Below are 19,207 nucleotides of genomic sequence, written 5' to 3'. Positions count from 1 at the left end.
CCGTCATCCGCACCTGCCTGGCTCAGGCATCGGCCTTGTCCTTGAACCACACCTCAACCGGGCCAGTCAGTTTCAGTGTCATGGGCCGACCACGACGGTCCAGCGTCCGCCCGACGGACACGCGGATCCAGCCTTCACTGATGCAATATTCCTCAACATTGGTCTTCTCTTCCCCCCTGAAGCGGACCCCAATACCACGGAGCAGAATCTCCTCATTGAAGTACGGGCTGTCCGGGTAGATCGAGAGACGATCAGGAACTGTATCACTCATCCGTCAATTCATCCTTTTACAGAGTATTGCCACACCACCACGGCACGCTTCTGGTGATGATGATCCTCCTCCATAACAGGCAACCAGCCAAAAAGAACCCCCCAATGTGATACGGGCCGCCACCCCCTCAGGGATGGACGGCCCGTCCTCATATCTGACAACCGGACAATCAGACGACTTCAAACATCGCTTCAACCTCAACCGGCGCATTCAGCGGCAGGCTGGGCACCCCGACGGTGGAGCGGGCATGCTGCCCGACTTCCCCGGCGAAAACCTCCGCTGCCAGATCAGACGCCCCGTTCATCACGGCAGCATGATCGGTAAAGTCCGGCGTGCAGGCCATGAAGCCCCCAAGACGCACGACACGGCGCACCCGGGACAGATCACCATTCAGGGCCGTGTTCAGCTGGGCCAGAATGTTGATGAAACAGGCCCGGGCACAGGCCGTCCCCGCCTGATTGGAGACCTCGGCCCCCAGTTTGCCGGTAATCAGCAGCTTGCCATCCACCAGCGGCAGCTGCCCCGACACGACCAGCAGATTCCCCGTCCGCACGACCGGCAGATAATTGGCAACCGGGGCTGCCGCCACGGGCAATTCGATGTTCAGTGCGGCAAGGCGGCTTTCTGGTGTGGACATGATGATCTTCCTTTCCTGTTCATCACTTCATTGAATGGGCTGACCGTCACACTGCGCCGTAAAGAAAGCCTTGCCAAGAGGAAGAGACGGGAAACACCCTTCATCCCGCTGCACGATCCAGTGCCTGAGCCAGATCAGCCAGAATATCCTCGGGATGTTCCAGCCCGACAGACAGACGGACATAGCCCGGCGATACACCAGCCGCCTTCTGTTCCGCCTCGCTCAGCTGTGCATGTGTGGTGGACGCCGGATGGATGGCCAGACTCCGGGCATCCCCAATATTCGCCACATGATAGAAAAGCTCCAGCGCATCAATGAAACGCTGACCCGCTTCCCGGCCACCGGGCAGCTCGAATCCGACAAGTCCACCCAGTCCTCCTTTCAGGACGGCTTCGGCCCGCTGGCGGGCCTTCCCCTCCTGCACGGCAGGATGGATCACACGCTCCACATCACGACGCGCCTGCAGGAACTGCACCACCTTCAACGCATTCTCGCAATGGCGGGGCATCCGCAGGGGCAACGTCTCCACACCCTGAATGAGCTGGAACGCATTGAAAGGCGACAGAGCCGCCCCGCCATCCCGCAGCAGCACGGCCCGGGCCCGCAGCGCATAGGCCACCGGCCCCAGCGGGCGGGCGGCCTCCGTCCAGATGGCACCATGATAGCTGGGGTCAGGCCGTGTCAGCAGTGGATGACGCTGCCCCCAGTCAAACTGGCCACCATCAATGATCAGCCCGCCAATGGATGTCCCATGCCCGCCAATATATTTGGTGGCCGAATAAACCGTAATGGCAGCCCCCTGCTCCAGCGGGCGGGCCAGCAGAGGGGCTGCGGTATTATCCACAATCAGCGGAATCCCCTGCGCCCGCCCTGCCTTGGCAATGGCCGCCATGGGCGGCACAACCAGCTTGGGATTCGGCAGGGTTTCCAGATACCAGGCCCGTGTCCGCTCATCGCTGGCCGCCTCAAAAGCAGCCGGGTCAGAGGGGTCCACGAAACGGACCTCCACTCCCATGTTCTTCAGCGTATGGGCAAACAGATTCCATGTTCCGCCATACAGGTCCGTCCCGCTGACAATATTGTCCCCTGCTTCTGCCAGTGTCTGTATCGCCACGGTTGCCGCCGCCTGGCCGGACGCCACAGCTACGGAGGCCGCACCTCCCTCCAGCGCCGCCATGCGTTTTTCAAACACATCCACGGTCGGATTGGTCAGGCGGGAATAGATCATGCCCACATCCTTCAGCGCAAAACGGTCCGCAGCCTGCTGGCTGCTCTCGAACTGATAGGATGTTGTCTGATGGATGGGTGGCACGACCGATCCCGTTACCGGGTCTGCCCGCCAGCCTGCATGAAGGGCCAGTGTTTCAGGGTGCTGTATCTTCCGGACCATTGGAGCGTCTCCTTGCGTGCATCATGACATCGGCTCCACCGTGCCCGAGAATGCCCCCGTCCGTCCAGCACCGCGCTCCATGCCTTCTCTGCCGCAGCTCCTGCCAGAACCATTTCTTTACAGAAATGAAGAAACTGCAATAGCTCTCATAGGTAATATAGGATTGATTTTATCCAGAATGACTCTATAAGCAGCGCTTCTTCCTGTTTTTTCAGTCCGTTAAAGAGTTACAGTCATGCAACTTGCTTCCCTTGTTCGCAATGAGACGGGTGTGGACAATGCACCGACAGTTGTCATGCTTCATGGGGTTTTTGGGCGGGCCCGCAACCTCGGCATTCTCCAGAGAGCCTTGAGTCCCTATTTCAACACGGTTGCGTTTGATCTCCGATGCCATGGCGACAGCCCCCATGCGCCCATTTCCTACCCGGAAATGGCCAAGGACGTGCTGGAAAGCATGGATGCCCTGGGCATTGAAGACGCCTACATCGTGGGGCACTCCATGGGCGGCAAGACGGCCATGGCCACTGCGCTGACGGCACCGGAGCGCTTCAGGAAACTTCTGGTAGCGGACATTGCCCCGGACATCATGATCCACGGTCAGCACGATCTGGCGCAGCAGCTGTACCACACGCCGCTCCCGGCCCTGAACAGCCATGCCGAGATCCGCAAGTTCCTTCATGACCTGACAGAAGACCCTTCCGTTGGCGAGCTGATCGCCCAGCACATCACGCCCGGCAACCCGGCCCGGTGGAACATCGGCGTGACGGACATCGTCGCGAGCTTCCCCGTCATCCAGTCCTGGCCGGATGTCTTCAAGGGCAAGACATGGGACGGTCCGGCCCTATTCATCCGGGGCGGAAACTCTCCCTACATCAAGCCGCAGCATCATGATGTCATCCGGAGTTACTTCCCCCAGGCGGACATCAAGACCATTCCCAACACCGGGCACTGGCTGCATGTGGAAGACCCGACCAGCTTCAACAGCCTGATGCTGGAGTTCCTGCGGGGCTGAGCACGGCCTTCCTCCAGCCCGGAACGAAAAAGGGCCGCTCCCATGCCGGGGCGGCCCTTTCTTCATGACAGGGTCTCCTGCCTCACCCCTGCTTCAGACGTTCCGACAGGCTCATGGCATGGGCGTCCAGCCCTTCCTCCCGGGCAAGAATCACACCGGCGGGGCCGACCTTCTTCAACCCCTCCATATCCGTCTCGATGGATGTCGTCCGCTTCAGGAAGTCATAGACGGAAAGACCGGAGGCAAAACGGGCTGTGCGGCTGGTCGGCAGGACATGGTTGGGACCACCGACATAATCCCCGACCGCCTCCGGGCAGAACCGCCCCATGAAGATCGCCCCAGCATGACGGACCTTCCTGCTGAAGGCTCTCGGGTCATCCAGCAGGACCTCCAGATGTTCAGGGGCAAATTCGTTTACCACCTCGGCCGCCTCATCTTCCGACCGGACAATCACGACTGCCCCACAATCCTCCCAGCTCCTGCGGGCGATCTTCGCCCGGGGGAGTGTTTTCAGTTCTTCTTCCACTGCCGCAATGACCCTGTCGGCAAAGGCTTCATCCTGCGTGATCAGGACGGACTGCGCCTGCTCGTCATGTTCTGCCTGTGCCAGAAGATCAATCGCTACCAGACGGGGATCATTGCTGCCATCCGCCACCACCACGACCTCGGACGGACCGGCAATACTGTCGATTCCCACATGGCCGAACACCTGCCGCTTGGCTTCCGCCACGAAGGCGTTGCCCGGCCCCACGATGCGGTCCACCGGGGCGATGCTCTGCGTCCCATAGGCCAGGGCACCCACGGCCTGCGCCCCGCCAATGCGGTAAATCTCCGTCACGCCACAAAGCCGGGCCGCCTCCATGACCAGCGGATTCAGCACGCCATCCGGTGTCGGCACGCACATGGCCAGCCGTCTGACACCAGCCACATGAGCCGGAAGGGCGTTCATCAGCACGGAGGACGGATAGGCCGCCTTGCCACCGGGCACGTAGAGGCCGGCGGCATCCAGTGCCGTCCAGCGCATCCCCAGCCGCAGCCCGGCATCATCCGTATACTCGAGGTCCCTGGGCAGCTGGGCCTCATGAAACGCCCGGATGCGCTCTGCCGCCAGGGCAAGGGCCTCCTTCGTCTCCGGGGCAACACGGTCTGCCGTCTCCCTGATCTCCGCCTCACTGATGCGCAGCTGGTCGGGGGTCAGGGCCAGCCGGTCGAACCGCTCCGTATAGTCACAGAGAGCTTCATCGCCCCGTTTCTGCACATCGGCCAGAATGGCCCGTACCGGCTCCGCCACGGAGCCGCTCTGCTCACCACGGCGGGCCAGAACGGCCTTCAGCTCCGTTGCGAACTGCGGTGATGTCGTATTCAGGCGTTTCATCAGATGGACTCTCCCTTCCGGGCAGACTGGGCAACGGCAGACCGGAACCGTTCGATCAGGCTGCCGACTTCCTCGGGGCGGGTTTTCAGGGCGATGCGGTTCACGATCAGGCGGCTGGTCACATGGGCGATGGTTTCCACCTCTTCCAGCCCGTTGGCCCGCAGGGTGGAGCCTGTATCCACAAGGTCCACGATCACGTCGGCCATATCCAGCGCCGGGGCCAGCTCCATCGCCCCATGCAGATGCACGATCTCGGCATTGATGGCGCGGGAAGCGAAATGGCGGCGGGCAATGGCCGGATATTTGGTCGCCACCCGCAGCCGGGACCGTCCTTCCGGCGGCTCTTCATCCCCGCTTCCCTTCGGGCGGGCCACAGCGATGCGGCACCCGCCAATGCCAAGGTCCAGCGGTGCATAGAGATCGGGATAATCGAACTCCATCAGGACATCCGCCCCGCAGACACCAATATCAGCCCCACCATAGGCCACGAAGGTTGCCACATCGAAGGACCGGACCCGCACGACATCCAGCCCCGGCTCGGACGTGGGAAAACGGAGGCGGCGGCTGCTCTCATCGAGACAGTCCTGCGCCGGTTCAAACCCCGTATGATGCAGGACAGGACGTAGGGCCTTGAGGATCCGCCCCTTGGGGAGGGCCAGAATAAGCGGCGTCTTCGCCTGCATATCAGTCATCAGTAAGCTCCTGCTTGCAACATACGGGGCCAGCTTATCAGAGCCGCTTTCAGCCCGCTACTGGCCAGAGGGCGGCAACATCCCGGCGGCGGGCACGGGCCAGACGGCTGGCCGACAGCACGGCCCGTGCCTCTTCCACAGCCCGGTCCAGATCATCATTGACCAGAACGTAGTCAAACTCCGGCCAGTGCGAAATCTCGCTCATGGCGGCCTTCATGCGGGAGGCGATTTCCTCCTCACTGTCCGAGTTCCGCCCACGCAGGCGGGACTCCAGCTCTTCCAGCGAGGGAGGCAGGACGAACAGCCCCACCACATCATCCGGCATGGCCCGGCGCATCAGGCGGCAGCCCTGCCAGTCAATGTCCAGAATCACGTCACGCCCAGCGGCAAGAGCTTCCTCCAGCGGCGCACGGGGAGTGCCGTACCCACGGCCGAATACCTCTGCCCACTCCAGCAGCTCACCATTGGCCGCCATGTGGCGGAATGTTTCCAGATCACGGAAGTAATAATGAACGCCCTCTTCCTCACCGGGGCGGGGGGAGCGGGTCGTGACGGACACGGACGTGAAGATGGTCGGGTCAGCCTTGCGGAGAGCCTGCGCTATGGTGGATTTGCCCGCCCCTGATGGTGCCGAAATTACCAGACACACGCCCCGTCGTGACTGCTCAACCATACCCTGCCTCATCTGCTTCCCTGTTCTGCCGTCTGGATGGCCTGCCCATCCACGGCCTCCGTTCCTGCCAGAAAAACACCTCCTTTGCCAGCAGAGGCCCGCTGTCACCCCACCGCATGGCCGGAATACCGTCAGGCCCGGGCTGCCTCTCATGTTTCTTCTGGCATTTCCGGCTGTTTCTGCTCTATCCTGCCTTGGCAGGTTCGTTTCCTGTCCGGGACACGGCCTGTATTGACCATAAAAAAGGAGTCCCATCATGGCATGGAACACACCGAAAGTAACCGAGATCCCTCTGGGCGGCGAAATCAACTCCTATGTCTGCGGCGAGAAGAAGTAATCTCCGCACGGGCATATGCGTGACAGGGAGGTGTTGGCAGACATGCCTGACCTCCCTGTTTCCGCACCTGATGGATCGGCGGGGCAGGTCCGTAGCCTGAGAGCGTCGCAGGTGCATAACACGGACACAACCAGCTGCTGCACTGCTGGGGAAAGGTGGTCTCTGTCGTGCTTGATGTCATTATTCTGGGCGCCGGTGCCGGTGGCGGTTTCCCGCAATGGAACTCCGCTGCACCGGGCTGCCTTCAGGCCCGTGAGGGCAGAAAAGCCAAGCCTCGCACGCAGGCCTCTCTGGCCGTCAGCGGTGATGGGGTTCACTGGTTCCTGCTCAATGCCTCACCGGACCTGCGCCAGCAGATTCTCGCCACCCCGGCCCTCCAGCAGCATGGCAGTACCCGTGGGACGCCGATCCAGGGGGTCATTCTTGCAGGGGCGGAAATTGATGCGATTACCGGCCTGCTGACCCTGCGGGAACGAGAACCCTTCACTCTGATGGGCAGCCCGTCTACCCTGGCCCAGCTGGACCGCAATCCCATTTTTGAGGCGCTGGACCGCAGCATCATTCCCCGCATCGCCCTTTCGGAAGGCACAACGGTGCCACTTCTCCTGAAAAACGGAGCCCCATCTGGCCTTGTGCTGGAAGTTTTCACCGTTCCCGGCAAGGCGCCCCTTTATGCCGAGGCGGAAGGCACAAAGCCTGACGACACGCTGGGTCTCTCCATCTCCGATGGACAAAAGACCATGCTCTTCGTCCCCGGCTGTGCCGAGATCACGCAGGCCCTGAAGGACCGTGCCAGCCGGGCTGACCTGCTCTTTTTTGACGGGACGCTCTGGCAGGATGACGAGATGATCCGCACGGGCCTCAGCCCCAAGAGCGGGCACCGCATGGGGCATGTCTCCATGAATGAAACAGACGGCCCGCTCCGACAGTTTGCTGCCTGTACAAGGCCGAAGAAATTCTTCGTCCATATCAACAATTCCAATCCTGTCCTCCTGGAAGACAGCCCCCAGCGTCAGGCAGCCGAGCAGGCGGGCTGGGTCATTGGTGAAGACGGGATGAGACTCAAGACCGAGGGACCGTCATGAACACTCTCCTTTCTCCTGACGAGCTGGAAGCCCGCCTCCGTGCTATCGGGGCGGAGCGCTATCACCGCCAGCACCCGCTTCACAAAGCCATGTATGAAGGCAGGCTGACCAAGGGTCAGCTACAGGCATGGGCCCTGAACCGCTATTATTATCAGGCCCAGATCCCCCGGAAGGATGCCACCCTGCTCGCCCGCCTGCCCACGACAGAGCTGCGCCGTGAATGGCGCCGCCGGATTGAAGACCATGACGGTACGGCCGAAAGCCCCGGCGGCATTGCCCGCTGGCTGAAGCTGACCAACGGCCTGGGGCTTGATGATGACTATGTGACGAGCCTGAAGGGCCTGCTGCCTGCCACGCTGTTTGCCGTGGATGCCTACGTGGCCTTCGTGCGGGACCGCTCCATCCTGGCGGCCATTGCCTCCTCCCTGACAGAACTCTTCTCACCGACCATCATCGGGGAACGCATGGAGGGGATGCTCCGCAACTATCCCTACATCTCAGAAGATACGCTGGCCTACTTCAAACCCCGCCTGACACAGGCCCCGCAGGATTCCACCTTTGCGCTGAATTACGTCAAGGAACATGCCCGCACGCCGGAGCAGCAGCGGGAGGTCCTCGGTGCACTGGAGTTCAAATGCGCCATCCTCTGGCAGCTGCTTGATGCTCTGGACCATGCCTATGTGGAAGGCCATGTTCCGCCCGGTGCGTTCGTCCCTGAAACACCCTGATTCCTCTCCTGCCCGTCTGAAAGCTGTCCATGTCCTCCCCATTGCCCACGCCACCTGTCAGAGTGACTGAAGATGACTGTCCCGGTTTCAGCCGGGGTTACCGCCTCCAGCATGACAGGGTGCGGGAGCAATGGGTGATCCAGGCCCCCGAGCGGGCCCTGCTGGCAGACCCCATTGCTGTTGCCATCCTCCAGGAGCTGGATGGACAGACCCGTCTCGGTACGGTCATCGACCGGCTGGCAGCACGCTACGAGGCCCCCAGGGAACAGATTGCCACGGATGTGCTCGCCCTGCTCTCCGAGCTGACGGAGAAGAGGATTCTCCGGCTGTGAGCGGGACACCAGACAGCCCCATGACAGACGGAACCTCCACGCCTCCCCCGGCTCCCATGAGCCTGCTGGCCGAGCTGACACACCGCTGCCCGCTCTCCTGCCCCTACTGTTCCAACCCTGTGGAGCTGGAGCGCAAGGCACAGGAACTTGGCACGGAAGACTGGCTGCGTGTGCTGGAGGAGGCAGCCGGAATGGGCGTCCTTCAGGTCCATTTCTCTGGCGGGGAGCCCATGGCCCGCCCGGACCTCTACACCCTCATCTCCCATGCCCACAGGCTGAACCTCTATACCAACCTGATCACGTCTGGTGTTCTCATCACACCTGAAACCATGAAACGGCTTGATGAAAGCGGGCTGGACCATGTGCAGCTCTCCTTTCAGGATACCGATGGACCGGAAGCGGACCGGCTGAGCGATTTTAAAAGCGTCCAGCCCCGCAAGCTGGAGGCAGCCCGCCTCATCACGCAGGCCGGCATCCCCCTGACGCTGAACTTCGTACTGCAGAAGGCCAACATTTCCCGCATTCCCGCCATGTTTGCTCTCGCCCGCCAGCTTGATGCCCAGCGTGTCGAGATGGCCCATACCCAGTATTATGGCTGGGCCCTGAAAAACCGGGCAGCCCTGCTACCATCCCGCACACAGCTGGAAGAGGCGGGCCGCCATGTCGAGGCCGAAATGGCAAAAGGCGGGCTGGCCATTGATTATGTCACGCCAGATTATTACGCCGAACGCCCCAAACCCTGCATGGGGGGCTGGGGGCAACGCTTTCTCAACGTCTCACCCTCCGGCCATGTCCTGCCCTGCCATGCAGCGGAAACAATCCCCTCCCTGCACTTCGACAATGTGCGGGATCATTCACTCAGCCATATCTGGTACCACTCACAGGCTTTCACCCTCTTCCGGGGAACTGACTGGATGCCGGAGCCCTGTGCCTCCTGCGCCCGCAAGGAAATTGACTGGGGCGGATGCCGCTGCCAGGCACTGGCCCTGCTCGGAGATGCCTCCCAGACCGACCCTGTCTGCTCCCTCTCTCCCCATCGCCACCTGATTGATGACGCCATTGCAGAAGCAGAACAGACTGACGAACAGGCGTTCATCTATCGTCGTATGGGCCAAAAGACTTTCTGAACAGCCCCCTGTCTCCAGAAGCACCAGAACTTCATTTACACATCTGAAATAATGGGAAGCAGTTCCATTAACAAGATATTATGGCATCCCGCACGGGCAGGGTCATTACCTTGCGCTCACCTGTCATCCCCCTTATTAGTGGACATCCCCCTCACATGGAATCTGCTATGACCGCCCCTGAGATCAGCATCATCATCCCATGCTACAATGAGGTCGAGAACGTTGTCCCCGTCGTGGATGCTCTGGAGACCGTCCTGAGTGGCATGACATGGGAGGTTGTCTTCGTGGATGACAACTCCCCCGATGGCACGATGGAAGCTGTCCGCCAGCTGGCCCAGAAGAAACCCTACGTGCGGGGGCTGCTGCGTATTGGTCGGCGAGGGCTGTCCTCCGCCGTGATTGAAGGGGCCCTCAGCGTGTCTGCTCCCCTGATTGCTGTCATGGACGGCGATCTCCAGCATGATGAAGGCTGTCTGCCCCACATGATTGCCGCCCTGCGGGATGGTCGGGCAGATATCGCCGTTGCCAGCCGGCACATCACGGGTGGCAGCAATGAGGGGCTTTCCAGCGTCTGGCGCCGCTTTCTCTCCAACACCGGCATCTGGACAGCCCGCCAGCTTCTCAATGTCCCCCTGACAGACCCGATGAGCGGCTTTTTTGCCATGCGGCGTTCCGTCTTCATGGACCGTGCCCCCCGGCTGGATGGCACGGGCTTCAAAATCCTTCTGGACATCATGATCGCCCGGCCTGAACCTCTGCGGGTTCAGGAAATTCCCATGAATTTCCGGGACAGGGCCCATGGGGCAAGCAAGCTGGATTCTGGCGTCATGCTCTCCTTTGCACGGATGCTGACCAAACACAGCTTCCGCCGTCGCCCCCGGCTGACCTATGGCACGACAGCTCTTGCGGGTGCCGGGCTCTTCTGGGCTGGATGGCGCCTGCTGTCCCGCAAACGATCAGCCTGATTCACAGCGCCACCGCTGATATGAAAAAAGGCCGCCCCATTGGGAACGGCCTTTTTTCATCCCCTTCGGCAGGGCCTCTTCAGGCCTCAGGCTTCAGCAGGGTTCTGACTGTCCGGGCCACACTGTCACGCCAGTCTGGCATTTTCTGCCCGAAAACACGCTCCAGCCTCCCATTGTCCAGGCGGGAATCCGCCGGGCGGGCCGCCGGTGTGGGCCAGTCTGCCGTAGTGATGGCCTCTACCTTCGGCATGGGCTGGCCATGACGGGCGGCTTCCTCCAGAGCGTGGCAGGCAAGCTCATGCCATGTGGCCTCACCAGCGCCCGTGGCATGATAAATACCAGCATAGGAATCCTGCCAGCCTGTCTGTCTGATCGTCCCGATGATGCCCAGAATCACAGCGGCCAGATCATCGGACGAGGTCGGGTTTCCCCGCTGATCCCCCACCACACGCAGGTGGGGATTCTTTGCCCCCGCATTCAGCATCGTCTTGACGAAATTCTTGCCATGAGCGGAGTAGACCCATGCCGTCCGCAGGATGATGCTCTGGGGCTGCGCTTTCAGAACAGCCGTCTCCCCATCAGCCTTGGTCCGTCCATAAACCGTGACAGGATTGATCGGATCACTCTCCAGATAGGGCGTTCCCTTCCGGCCATCAAAGACATAATCCGTCGAGACGTGAATGAACGGAATCCCCCGGCGGGCAGCCTCCTCAGCCAGACGGGCCGGGCCAGCATGGTTGCCCTGCCGGGCCCCTTCCTGTTCCGTTTCAGCCAGATCGACCGCCGTCCAGGCCGCCGCATTGACAATAATATCAGGCTGGTATGTCTCAATGGCCGCAGCCAATGTCTCCGGGGCTGCAAAATCCACCTCCGGGCGGCCAACGGTCACGACATGCTCCCCACCCTGATCTCTCAAGGATGTGGCAAGCTGGCCTGTCCGGCCGATCACAAGAATGGAAGGCTTCGTCATGATGAAGACCCTTTCATGCCAGAAAACACGTAGCCCGCACGGGACTCACCGGTACTCGAACCACCCCTTGGCAGCCTCGAAGGAAGGGGCTTCCAGGTCTTTCTCCGAGAGAACAGCCTCCCCCGGGGCCACCGGCCAGTCGATCCCGATCTGGCTGCAATCCCAGCGCACGGACCGCTCGGATGCCTTGTCATAAAAACCGGTGCATTTGTACTGCACCTCGGTATTTTCCTCCAACGTGACAAAACCATGCAGGAACCCGACAGGCAGCCAGAGCTGGGACCAGTTTTCAGCCGACAGTTCAACACCGACCCACTGGCCGTAAGTCGGTGAGCCAGTGCGTGCATCTACCGCCACGTCCCAGATGGCCCCCCGTGTCACCCGCACCAGCTTGCCTTGCCCATGAGGGGCCAGCTGGCAGTGCAGCCCACGCACCACACCCTTCTGACGGGACAGACTCTGGTTGTCCTGCACGAACGTATCAGGAATGCCAGCCGCAGCCATGCTCTTCTGATTGTATGTCTCGGAGAAGAACCCTCGATTATCCCCAAAACGGGCCGGCGTCACCTTCACGATGCCGGGCAGGGACAGTGCCTCAACCTTCATCTCGTCATCTCCTCATCTCTCTGTTTCATGGCCCGATACAGGAGCCTCCCGGACGGGCAGAACCGGGGCAGGCAGCCTCACACCACTACCGGCCCACTCTCTGCTGCCACATAAAGCAGCATCTGCCCAAGCGGCGTTTTCTTCATCCTGGTGCCTGTCTCCAGAAGCTGCGCATGGGAGATGAATCCCATGCGATAGGCTGCCTCCGTTGGTGAACCAACCAGCAGCCCCTGCCGGGACTGGATGGCCTGCACGAACGTACCGGCCTGCATCAGGCTGTCCGGTGTTCCAGCATCCAGCCACGCACACCCACGGGCCAGCCGGTCCACCTCCAGCGTTCCTTCCTCCAGATAGATGCGGTTCAGATCCGTGATCTCCAGTTCACCACGATCACTGGGACGCACCCGACGGGCAAAGTCGCACACCCGCCCATCATAGAAATACAGCCCTGTCACCGCCCACTGGGAGGGAGGTGTGACCGGTTTTTCAATAATATCAAGCGCCCGCCCAGCCTCATCAAATGCCACAACGCCATAACGCTCCGGGTCCCGCACCTGATAGGCGAATACCGTCGCACCATGAGACCGCTGTGTGGCATCCCGCAACATATGTCGCAGCCCATCAGCAAAAATGAGGTTGTCCCCCAGAATCAGGGCACAAGGCGCACCATTGATCCAGTCTTCGGCAATATGAAAAGCCTGTGCAATCCCCTCCGGCTTCGGCTGGACACGATAGGTGAAAGTCACGCCAAACTGCTCACCCGTGCCCAGCAGACGCTGGAACTGCGCCTGATCATCCGGCGTGGTGATGATCATGATATCCCGTATCCCTGCCAGGATCAGGGTCGTCAGCGGATAATAGATCATCGGCTTGTCATAGACAGGCAGAAGCTGCTTGGAGACAGCCAGCGTCATCGGGTACAGGCGCGTCCCGGACCCACCGGACAGCAGGATACCCTTTGTTGGCGGTTGGTCAGTCGTTTCTTTCAGCATACCCGTCATGCCTCAGCTCCCAGTCTCCGGCCATCGTACCGCTGGCGGCGCAGGCGCTGCCACCATGCCCTGTTATCCAGATACCACTGGACAGTCCTGCGCAGGCCTGTCTCGAAATCGTGCTCCGCCTCCCAGTCGAGACAGCGCTCGGCATGGCTGGGATCAATCTCATACCGGAAGTCATGCCCCGGCCTGTCACTGACAAAAGTGATCAGCCGCTCCCTCGGGCCGGCCGGGTCCGGCTCCAGCTCATCCAGCAGGGCGCATATCCTGCGCACAACCTCCAGATTGCTACGGGGCTGCCTGGCCCCGATGGCGTAAGTCTCACCCGGTCTGCCATGCTCCACAGCCCGGACCAGTGCCCTGGCGTGATCCTCCACAAAGAGCCAGTCCCGCAGATTCTCGCCCTTGCCGTAAACAGGCAGGGGCTTGCCCTCCAGCGCATTGATGATCATGAGCGGGATCAGTTTTTCCGGGAAATGCCAAGGCCCGTAATTGTTGGTCGTGTTCGTCACGAAGGCCGGAAAACCATAGGTATGGTACCAGGCCCGCACCAGATGGTCGGAAGCCGCCTTGCTGGCCGAATACGGGCTGCGGGGATCGTAGGCCGTCTCCTCCGTAAAAGGAGGATCCTCCGGTGACAGATGACCGAAAACCTCGTCCGTCGAGATGTGAAGAAACCGGAATCCAGCCTTCTTCGCCCCATCCAGCCCCATCCAGTACCGGCGGGCTACATCCAGCAGACAATACGTCCCCACGATGTTGGTCTGAATGAAGGCACCCGGCCCCTCGATGGAGCGGTCAACATGGCTCTCTGCTGCCAGATGCATGATGGCATCCGGCTGGAACTCTGCCAGAGCCTTCTCCACGGCTGGCTGGTCATTGATGGAAATACGCACATGACGGTAGCGTGGATCGGACGCCACGGCAGCCACCGTCTCCTCGGAGGCTGCATAGGTCATGCAGTCCACATTGAGAACCTGATGGCTGGTCCCCTCCATGAGGTGCCGCACGACAGCGGACCCTATGAAGCCGCATCCACCTGTTACCGCAACCCTCATCATGCCTCCTCATCCATCAATCTGTCGGGGGAACTTTACCCAAAAGCCCCCCACTGCCGACAATATTCCCGCTACCCTCTGTTCATAATAAACATATCAGGCAAAAAAACGGTTTCCATTCCTGAAAGTCCACCCGATACATGGGCCACATGTCCGGGCTCCTGCCAGTAATAGTAACGATGATGGCACCTACCGCTGATACACGTCATCCAGACGGACGATGTCATCCTCTCCCAGATAAGGGCCGGACTGCACCTCGATCAGCGTGACAGGGATGCGACCCGGATTCTCCAGCCTATGTACGCAGCCAAGCGGCAGATAGATGCTCTCATTCTCCCGCACCGTGATCTGCTCGTCATCCCGTGTCACGAGGGCCGTACCCGCCACGACAACCCAGTGCTCCGAACGGTGGAAGTGCTTCTGGAGGGACAATTTCTCCCCGGGACTGACATGGATCCTCTTCACCTGGAAACGGTCCCCCTGGATGAGACTCTCATAGAATCCCCATGGGCGGTACATGCGGACATGCTGTTCCGCCTCCGTATGGCCCTCATCCCGCAGGCGTGACACCATGTGCTTGATGTCCTGCGCCCGCTCCCGATGTGACACCATGACGGCATCCCCCGTCACGATGATGATGAGATCATCCACACCGGTCACGGTCGCCACGATGCCATCGGACTTGACGTAACAGTTCCGGGCACGGTCCAGAAACACGTTGCCCTGTACGGCATTACCGTTTTCATCTTTGGGGGTCAGCTCCCAGACGGCATCCCAGCTGCCGACATCCATCCAGGAGAAACTGGACGGCACGACTGCGGCACGATCCGTCCGCTCCGCCACGGCATAATCCACGGAAATGGATGGGGCACGGGAGAAAGTTTCTCCGGCCAGCTGAACAAAGCCAAGGTCGCAGCTGGTTTCCTGCACTGCACGGGACACGGCCTCATGAATGGCCGGTTCGTATTTTTTCAGTTCCTCAAGGAAGACACGGGCACGGGCCACAAACATTCCCGAGTTCCAGAGATGCTGCCCATCACTGGCAAGGACCTTGGCCCTTTCGGCATCCGGCTTCTCCAGAAAACGGGCAATGTGATAGGCATTCTCCTGCCCATCCAGGAGGGGGCCCTGCTGGATGTATCCATAGCCCGTTTCTGCCCGGTTCGGCCGGATGCCAAAGGTCACGATATAATCCTGCCGGGCGGCCTCACAGGCCTGCTCCAGCGCCTGCTTCAGCGCTTCCTGCCCCTCTATGGCAGCATCGGCTGGCATGAACCAGAGAATGGCCTCCTCGTCCTGCCGGGCCTGCCGGGCCTGCCGGGCCTGCCAGAAAGCGGCAGCAGCCATGGCAGCAGCAGAATTGCGGGCAACCGGTTCAAGAATGATACTCGCTGCCTCGATGCCTGTCTGCCGCAGCTGCTCAGCCATGATGAAGCGATGCTCACGATTCCCCACCACAATGGGGGCGGCCTCCAGCCCAAGCGCCCGTGTCCGCTGCACAGTTTCCTGAAACGGCGTGTCCTTGCTCAGCAGAGCACAGAACTGCTTGGGATAGCTCTTGCGAGAGACCGGCCAAAGTCGTGTTCCGGACCCACCGGAGAGAACAACAGGAACAATCATCGCACACCTTTCCAGCGCAGGCTGTCATCCAGCCTCTGGTCATAAAAATCATGTTAGCTATTATGATACCATGTTCATGCGGCTACCGGATAGAGCCGCCGCCACAACTCTGGCAGCTTCCCTGCCTCAATGGACGTATCCGAGAAGAATCAGCTCACCATTATCCATGACTGGCCGATAGCCAGCCTTCGCCAGCCAGCCATCCACAATGAGATTGCCGCTGCTGTAATGGGCCGAGGTACCGTAAAGCTGCACAAGGGAAAACCGGTGCTGGGCGATCACGCTACGCAGGGCCACAATATCCTGATTTTTCTTCAGCGCCTGTGAAAGATTGAACCCATCAATGGCATCACGGCTATTCGCCCAGTAGCACAGGGCCATATCCGTACAGAGCAGGGATGTGCTGTGCATCTTCAGCGCCTGTATGTAGGTCTGCCACTCACGGTCTTTCAGACTGACCGTCTGGACCTGCCTGTAAGAAGTCACCCCCCACAGCGGCAGCAGGAACAGCAGGGGCAGGCTCATCACGCAGCAGGCCCGGACAAAGCGCCGCTTCTGCTCCGGCCCCTCTGGAAGACGGGCCAGCCCGATCCCGCACAACAGGGTCGCCGCCACAAAGGCATCAAACATGCAATTGTAATCAACACCTTCGCCCAGCGATTCAAGACAGCCGAACAGACAGCCGAACGCCAGAAACAACCCCACCAGACAGGCCGGGTCCTGCCATTTCAGGGAGCGCCATTGCCGGAAGAAGAGCCCAAGCCCGACCAGAAGCATCCCCCCCATGAGGGGCAGCTGCCGCAGGCCATGAATGACCCGTCCCAACCGGATGACCCGCTGATGGAGAAAAACATCCCGGAAAAAACTGACCCCGTAAACCTCGTAGCAGCTGGCAAACCCGACCAGCAGCAGCCCGGCCGCCATCATGCCCCAGAGGACGGCTTTTTTCAGGTCGATGCAGAGCAGCCAGACAAACAGGGCCAGCGGCAAGGCCACGAGATTATGCTTGGTAAAGCCCCCCAGCACGATCAGGACAGCACAGAGAAACAGGCGCCGCCATGTCAGGTCAGCCACATTCCGGCTGACCGCCACGTACAGCCCCCCCAACATCAGGGCCTGGGCCAGCCATTGTGGGTCATTCATCCCGAAGTAACCCTGGAAGGCTGTATTCGCCGTGACAAGGAACAGGGAGGCCGTGGCCAGGGCCACCGGAAGTCTGCCTGTCACGACCTGGATGATGCGGACGATCAACACGGCCGATGCAAGAACGGACAGGCAGGACAGGATGCGGCCTGTAATGATGGCATCGAACCCGAGCCGGACCAGCCCGCCCATCAATACAAAAGAAAGAGGCGGGTAATTGTTGAAAACAAAACCCCGGTCCGATGAATAAAGCTGGTGATCTCCACCGGCTGTCCAGCTGGCCAGCTGGGCATTCCACCCCTCATTGACGTCCAGCGGGACATGATGGAACATGACAAGTACAGTCCGGAGACATGTCAGAAGAAACAGAACTGCCCAGGCCAGACACCAGGGCCATACAAAACTGTCCTCTTTTTTAGACATGAACGGATCCAAACCCTGAAAAAAACATCGCCTTATTCCTAACACTTCCTTTACAAAGGGCCCTGTAGCACAAAAAAATATAACGATTTACTGCCTGAAACAGCCAAATATATTTGACCCCATGCGTCCTGCGTATAGAATGCGTTCTCGTTTTCTTCTAAAGAAAATCGTCCTTATACTTAACTGGCCACCTGCATGTCATATAATTCACTCCGGGACCGCCTTGCCCGGTCACTGGACAGCAAGTACGTAGCGTACTCTCTACTGTTTGTCATGGCAATCCTGACCCGTTTCATGGTGTTCGGGAATCCCTTCATCTTCGCTGATGAAGAATTCTATATGCTTGTCGGTGGCAGAATGCTGCATGGCGAACTGCCCTATGTCGACATATGGGACAGAAAACCCATCGGCATCTTTCTGCTCTATGAACTTTTCCACCTTTTCGGTCCTTACCGCATCTGGGCCTATCAGGCCATTGCCCTGCTGAGTGCCTGGGCGACGTCCATCCTGTGCATGAAGGTCGCCCGCCTCATCGCCCCGGTCGGAGGGGCCCTCTGTGCTGGCTGTCTCTATCTGGTCTGGATTGCCAACTCACAGGGCTGCGGCGGCCAGACGCCCATCTTCTATAATCTGCTGGTCGTCTGGGCCATCCTGCTGGTCGCACGGTTCATGGCCGGGCAGGCCCGCCTCACCCTGTTCCAGACGGGAGCGGGAGTCATGCTGCTGTTTGGCATCGCTCTCCAGCTGAAAACATCTGTCGTTTTTGAAGGCATCTATGTCGGGCTGTTCCTGATGGGACTGACCTACCGGCAGGGCGGTACCCTGAAGCAGGTCATGGGCCATGCCATCATCTGGTGTGGGCTTGCCCTCGTGCCAACACTGGCTGTCATGCTGTTCTATGCGCTGGACGGCCACTTCCAGGAATGGTGGTTTGCCAACACCGTCTCCATCTTCCTGAAAAAACCCATCCCGGCTGCCTCTCTGCACCAGTGGTTGCATAATGTATACTGGTGCCTTGTCATGCTGGGCATCCTGCTCGGCACGACAGTCCTGCGCTTTCTCTTCAGAAAACAGACCGCCCACTGCCAGCCTCTCTCCCTTTTCCTTGGCGGGTGGGCGTGGACAGCCTTTGCCGGTTTTGCCCTCTTCAACACCTTTACCAAACACTATTCCCTGCCCCTTTATCCGGCCTTTTTCATAACCGCAGCACCACTCTGGGCCTCCCCTTTCAGCCGTCTCTGGCTCGTGCTGCTGCTGGTATGGGGGGGCACCCGCACCTACGACACGGAAAAGAAGATCAACCGTGCCAGCGATCTTTCCACCCTGCGGCAGGCCGTCTCCCGTCTTTCATCCCCTGTCGGCTGTGTCTTCAATTACGACACGCCGGATATTCTGCTGGACAGTGTCCCTTATTGCCATCTGACACGCTTCCCCTTTTCGGCCCATCTCAGCACCGATACGGAGCGGGACGCTCTGGGCATCGACCCTGTGCAGGAGACCGAAGCCATACTGGCCCAGAAACCCCTCTACATTCTCCTCTCTGCCGACGATACCGAGCATGACATGTCCATCAACCGGGATACCTATGCTGTTCTCACAAGAGAGCTCAAACAGCATTATGAGATGATCTACGAACATCCCCCACGCTATGCCTTCAGCGGGTTCATAATCTACAGGCGGATCCGTTGACCCTCCCGCAGGCGCCATGATTGCAAAAGGCGGCTTCTCCCTATCCCGGAGAAGCCGCCTTTTTTTGATCTTCAGGCAG

Annotated in this window: 20 protein-coding genes; 8 read left to right on the top strand and 12 right to left on the bottom strand. The window is 60.1% G+C overall.

Annotated elements, in window-relative coordinates:
* Positions 1 to 22: 22 nt before the first annotated feature.
* The 3 genes from DTJ15_RS07900 to DTJ15_RS07890 all read right to left on the bottom strand — a co-directional run bounded on the left by DTJ15_RS07900 (position 23) and on the right by DTJ15_RS07890 (position 2,298).
* Positions 23 to 271, bottom strand: a complete 249-nt coding sequence (locus DTJ15_RS07900; protein WP_043559024.1) for a DUF3297 family protein — start codon at positions 269 to 271, stop codon at positions 23 to 25.
* A gap of 169 nt (positions 272 to 440) precedes the next feature.
* Entirely contained in the window at positions 441 to 911 is a 471-nt protein-coding gene (locus tag DTJ15_RS07895) for a RidA family protein (protein WP_086431576.1), read from the bottom strand.
* A 97-nt stretch (positions 912 to 1,008) separates the two neighbouring features.
* Positions 1,009 to 2,298: an O-acetylhomoserine aminocarboxypropyltransferase/cysteine synthase family protein gene (locus DTJ15_RS07890; RefSeq protein ID WP_249109787.1), complete on the bottom strand. Its 1,290-nt coding sequence runs from the start codon at positions 2,296 to 2,298 to the stop codon at positions 1,009 to 1,011.
* A gap of 235 nt (positions 2,299 to 2,533) precedes the next feature.
* On the opposite strand from DTJ15_RS07890, the gene DTJ15_RS07885 reads away from it, so the two are divergent.
* Positions 2,534 to 3,310 carry an alpha/beta fold hydrolase gene (locus tag DTJ15_RS07885; RefSeq protein ID WP_086431577.1) on the top strand — a complete coding sequence of 259 codons (777 nt, stop codon included), beginning with the start codon at positions 2,534 to 2,536 and terminating at the stop codon, positions 3,308 to 3,310.
* An 82-nt stretch (positions 3,311 to 3,392) separates the two neighbouring features.
* On the opposite strand, the gene hisD is transcribed toward DTJ15_RS07885, so the two are convergent.
* Genes hisD through gmk form a run of 3 tightly spaced genes read right to left on the bottom strand, consistent with a single transcriptional unit; the run spans position 3,393 to position 6,050 of the window.
* Positions 3,393 to 4,685, bottom strand: coding sequence for a histidinol dehydrogenase (gene hisD / locus DTJ15_RS07880; RefSeq protein WP_249109785.1), 1,293 nt, complete (start codon positions 4,683 to 4,685; stop codon positions 3,393 to 3,395).
* Positions 4,685 to 5,377: an ATP phosphoribosyltransferase gene (hisG, locus tag DTJ15_RS07875; protein WP_043559032.1), complete on the bottom strand. Its 693-nt coding sequence runs from the start codon at positions 5,375 to 5,377 to the stop codon at positions 4,685 to 4,687. Before hisG ends, hisD begins: the two co-directional genes overlap by 1 nt.
* Before the next feature lie 49 nt (positions 5,378 to 5,426).
* Positions 5,427 to 6,050 (bottom strand): guanylate kinase, encoded by a 624-nt coding sequence (gmk, locus tag DTJ15_RS07870; RefSeq protein ID WP_043559423.1) that lies wholly within the window; start codon positions 6,048 to 6,050, stop codon positions 5,427 to 5,429.
* A 256-nt stretch (positions 6,051 to 6,306) separates the two neighbouring features.
* Between gmk and pqqA the strand changes: the two genes are divergently transcribed.
* The 6 genes from pqqA (at position 6,307) to DTJ15_RS07840 (ending at position 10,624) form a co-directional block, all read left to right on the top strand.
* A complete protein-coding gene (gene pqqA / locus DTJ15_RS07865; RefSeq protein ID WP_043559425.1) occupies positions 6,307 to 6,387 on the top strand; it encodes a pyrroloquinoline quinone precursor peptide PqqA in 81 nt (26 codons plus the stop codon).
* 167 nt (positions 6,388 to 6,554) lie between these two features.
* Entirely contained in the window at positions 6,555 to 7,472 is a 918-nt protein-coding gene (pqqB, locus tag DTJ15_RS07860; protein ID WP_043559430.1) for a pyrroloquinoline quinone biosynthesis protein PqqB, read from the top strand.
* A complete protein-coding gene (pqqC, locus tag DTJ15_RS07855; protein WP_043559033.1) occupies positions 7,469 to 8,200 on the top strand; it encodes a pyrroloquinoline-quinone synthase PqqC in 732 nt (243 codons plus the stop codon). Before pqqB ends, pqqC begins: the two co-directional genes overlap by 4 nt.
* 29 nt (positions 8,201 to 8,229) lie before the next feature.
* Entirely contained in the window at positions 8,230 to 8,532 is a 303-nt protein-coding gene (gene pqqD / locus DTJ15_RS07850) for a pyrroloquinoline quinone biosynthesis peptide chaperone PqqD (protein WP_081562403.1), read from the top strand.
* A 20-nt stretch (positions 8,533 to 8,552) separates the two neighbouring features.
* Positions 8,553 to 9,659: a pyrroloquinoline quinone biosynthesis protein PqqE gene (pqqE, locus tag DTJ15_RS07845; RefSeq protein ID WP_081563322.1), complete on the top strand. Its 1,107-nt coding sequence runs from the start codon at positions 8,553 to 8,555 to the stop codon at positions 9,657 to 9,659.
* Between the two features lie 167 nt (positions 9,660 to 9,826).
* Positions 9,827 to 10,624, top strand: coding sequence for a polyprenol monophosphomannose synthase (locus DTJ15_RS07840; RefSeq protein ID WP_249109783.1), 798 nt, complete (start codon positions 9,827 to 9,829; stop codon positions 10,622 to 10,624).
* A gap of 79 nt (positions 10,625 to 10,703) precedes the next feature.
* On the opposite strand, the gene rfbD is transcribed toward DTJ15_RS07840, so the two are convergent.
* From rfbD to DTJ15_RS07810, 6 genes are all read right to left on the bottom strand, one after another.
* The gene (gene rfbD / locus DTJ15_RS07835; protein ID WP_154981055.1) at positions 10,704 to 11,594 is read right to left on the bottom strand and encodes a dTDP-4-dehydrorhamnose reductase; all 891 of its coding nucleotides are present in this window, start codon (positions 11,592 to 11,594) and stop codon (positions 10,704 to 10,706) included.
* A gap of 45 nt (positions 11,595 to 11,639) precedes the next feature.
* Positions 11,640 to 12,200: a dTDP-4-dehydrorhamnose 3,5-epimerase gene (gene rfbC / locus DTJ15_RS07830; RefSeq protein WP_081562405.1), complete on the bottom strand. Its 561-nt coding sequence runs from the start codon at positions 12,198 to 12,200 to the stop codon at positions 11,640 to 11,642.
* A 77-nt stretch (positions 12,201 to 12,277) separates the two neighbouring features.
* Positions 12,278 to 13,201, bottom strand: coding sequence for a glucose-1-phosphate thymidylyltransferase RfbA (rfbA, locus tag DTJ15_RS07825; RefSeq protein ID WP_227449732.1), 924 nt, complete (start codon positions 13,199 to 13,201; stop codon positions 12,278 to 12,280).
* On the bottom strand, positions 13,198 to 14,253 hold the full coding sequence (gene rfbB / locus DTJ15_RS07820; protein ID WP_043559038.1) for a dTDP-glucose 4,6-dehydratase: 1,056 nt from the start codon (positions 14,251 to 14,253) through the stop codon (positions 13,198 to 13,200). The genes rfbA and rfbB overlap by 4 nt, the downstream gene beginning before the upstream one ends.
* A 189-nt stretch (positions 14,254 to 14,442) precedes the next feature.
* The gene (locus DTJ15_RS07815; RefSeq protein WP_249109782.1) at positions 14,443 to 15,873 is read right to left on the bottom strand and encodes a mannose-1-phosphate guanylyltransferase/mannose-6-phosphate isomerase; all 1,431 of its coding nucleotides are present in this window, start codon (positions 15,871 to 15,873) and stop codon (positions 14,443 to 14,445) included.
* Positions 15,874 to 15,999: 126 nt separating this feature from the next.
* Positions 16,000 to 17,349, bottom strand: coding sequence for a glycosyltransferase family 39 protein (locus DTJ15_RS07810; protein WP_249109780.1), 1,350 nt, complete (start codon positions 17,347 to 17,349; stop codon positions 16,000 to 16,002).
* Between the two features lie 285 nt (positions 17,350 to 17,634).
* Between DTJ15_RS07810 and DTJ15_RS07805 the strand changes: the two genes are divergently transcribed.
* Entirely contained in the window at positions 17,635 to 19,128 is a 1,494-nt protein-coding gene (locus DTJ15_RS07805; RefSeq protein ID WP_249109778.1) for a glycosyltransferase family 39 protein, read from the top strand.
* The last annotated feature ends 79 nt before the right edge of the window (positions 19,129 to 19,207 follow it).

Source organism: Parasaccharibacter sp. TMW 2.1891, from assembly GCF_023337675.1.
Lineage (GTDB): Bacteria > Pseudomonadota > Alphaproteobacteria > Acetobacterales > Acetobacteraceae > Bombella > Bombella apis.
This window is presented reverse-complemented; position numbering and strand designations above follow the sequence as displayed.

Coding starts and splice junctions, on each gene's coding strand:
- DTJ15_RS07900 (WP_043559024.1), bottom strand. CDS start 271: ATGAGTGATACAGTTCCTGATCGTCTCTCGATCTACCCGGACAGCCCG.
- DTJ15_RS07890 (WP_249109787.1), bottom strand. CDS start 2,298: ATGGTCCGGAAGATACAGCACCCTGAAACACTGGCCCTTCATGCAGGC.
- DTJ15_RS07885 (WP_086431577.1), top strand. CDS start 2,534: ATGCAACTTGCTTCCCTTGTTCGCAATGAGACGGGTGTGGACAATGCA.
- hisD (WP_249109785.1), bottom strand. CDS start 4,685: ATGAAACGCCTGAATACGACATCACCGCAGTTCGCAACGGAGCTGAAG.
- hisG (WP_043559032.1), bottom strand. CDS start 5,377: ATGACTGATATGCAGGCGAAGACGCCGCTTATTCTGGCCCTCCCCAAG.
- gmk (WP_043559423.1), bottom strand. CDS start 6,050: ATGGTTGAGCAGTCACGACGGGGCGTGTGTCTGGTAATTTCGGCACCA.
- pqqA (WP_043559425.1), top strand. CDS start 6,307: ATGGCATGGAACACACCGAAAGTAACCGAGATCCCTCTGGGCGGCGAA.
- pqqC (WP_043559033.1), top strand. CDS start 7,469: ATGAACACTCTCCTTTCTCCTGACGAGCTGGAAGCCCGCCTCCGTGCT.
- pqqD (WP_081562403.1), top strand. CDS start 8,230: ATGTCCTCCCCATTGCCCACGCCACCTGTCAGAGTGACTGAAGATGAC.
- pqqE (WP_081563322.1), top strand. CDS start 8,553: ATGACAGACGGAACCTCCACGCCTCCCCCGGCTCCCATGAGCCTGCTG.
- DTJ15_RS07840 (WP_249109783.1), top strand. CDS start 9,827: ATGACCGCCCCTGAGATCAGCATCATCATCCCATGCTACAATGAGGTC.
- rfbD (WP_154981055.1), bottom strand. CDS start 11,594: ATGACGAAGCCTTCCATTCTTGTGATCGGCCGGACAGGCCAGCTTGCC.
- rfbC (WP_081562405.1), bottom strand. CDS start 12,200: ATGAAGGTTGAGGCACTGTCCCTGCCCGGCATCGTGAAGGTGACGCCG.
- rfbA (WP_227449732.1), bottom strand. CDS start 13,201: ATGACGGGTATGCTGAAAGAAACGACTGACCAACCGCCAACAAAGGGT.
- rfbB (WP_043559038.1), bottom strand. CDS start 14,253: ATGAGGGTTGCGGTAACAGGTGGATGCGGCTTCATAGGGTCCGCTGTC.
- DTJ15_RS07815 (WP_249109782.1), bottom strand. CDS start 15,873: ATGATTGTTCCTGTTGTTCTCTCCGGTGGGTCCGGAACACGACTTTGG.
- DTJ15_RS07810 (WP_249109780.1), bottom strand. CDS start 17,349: ATGTTCCATCATGTCCCGCTGGACGTCAATGAGGGGTGGAATGCCCAG.
- DTJ15_RS07805 (WP_249109778.1), top strand. CDS start 17,635: ATGTCATATAATTCACTCCGGGACCGCCTTGCCCGGTCACTGGACAGC.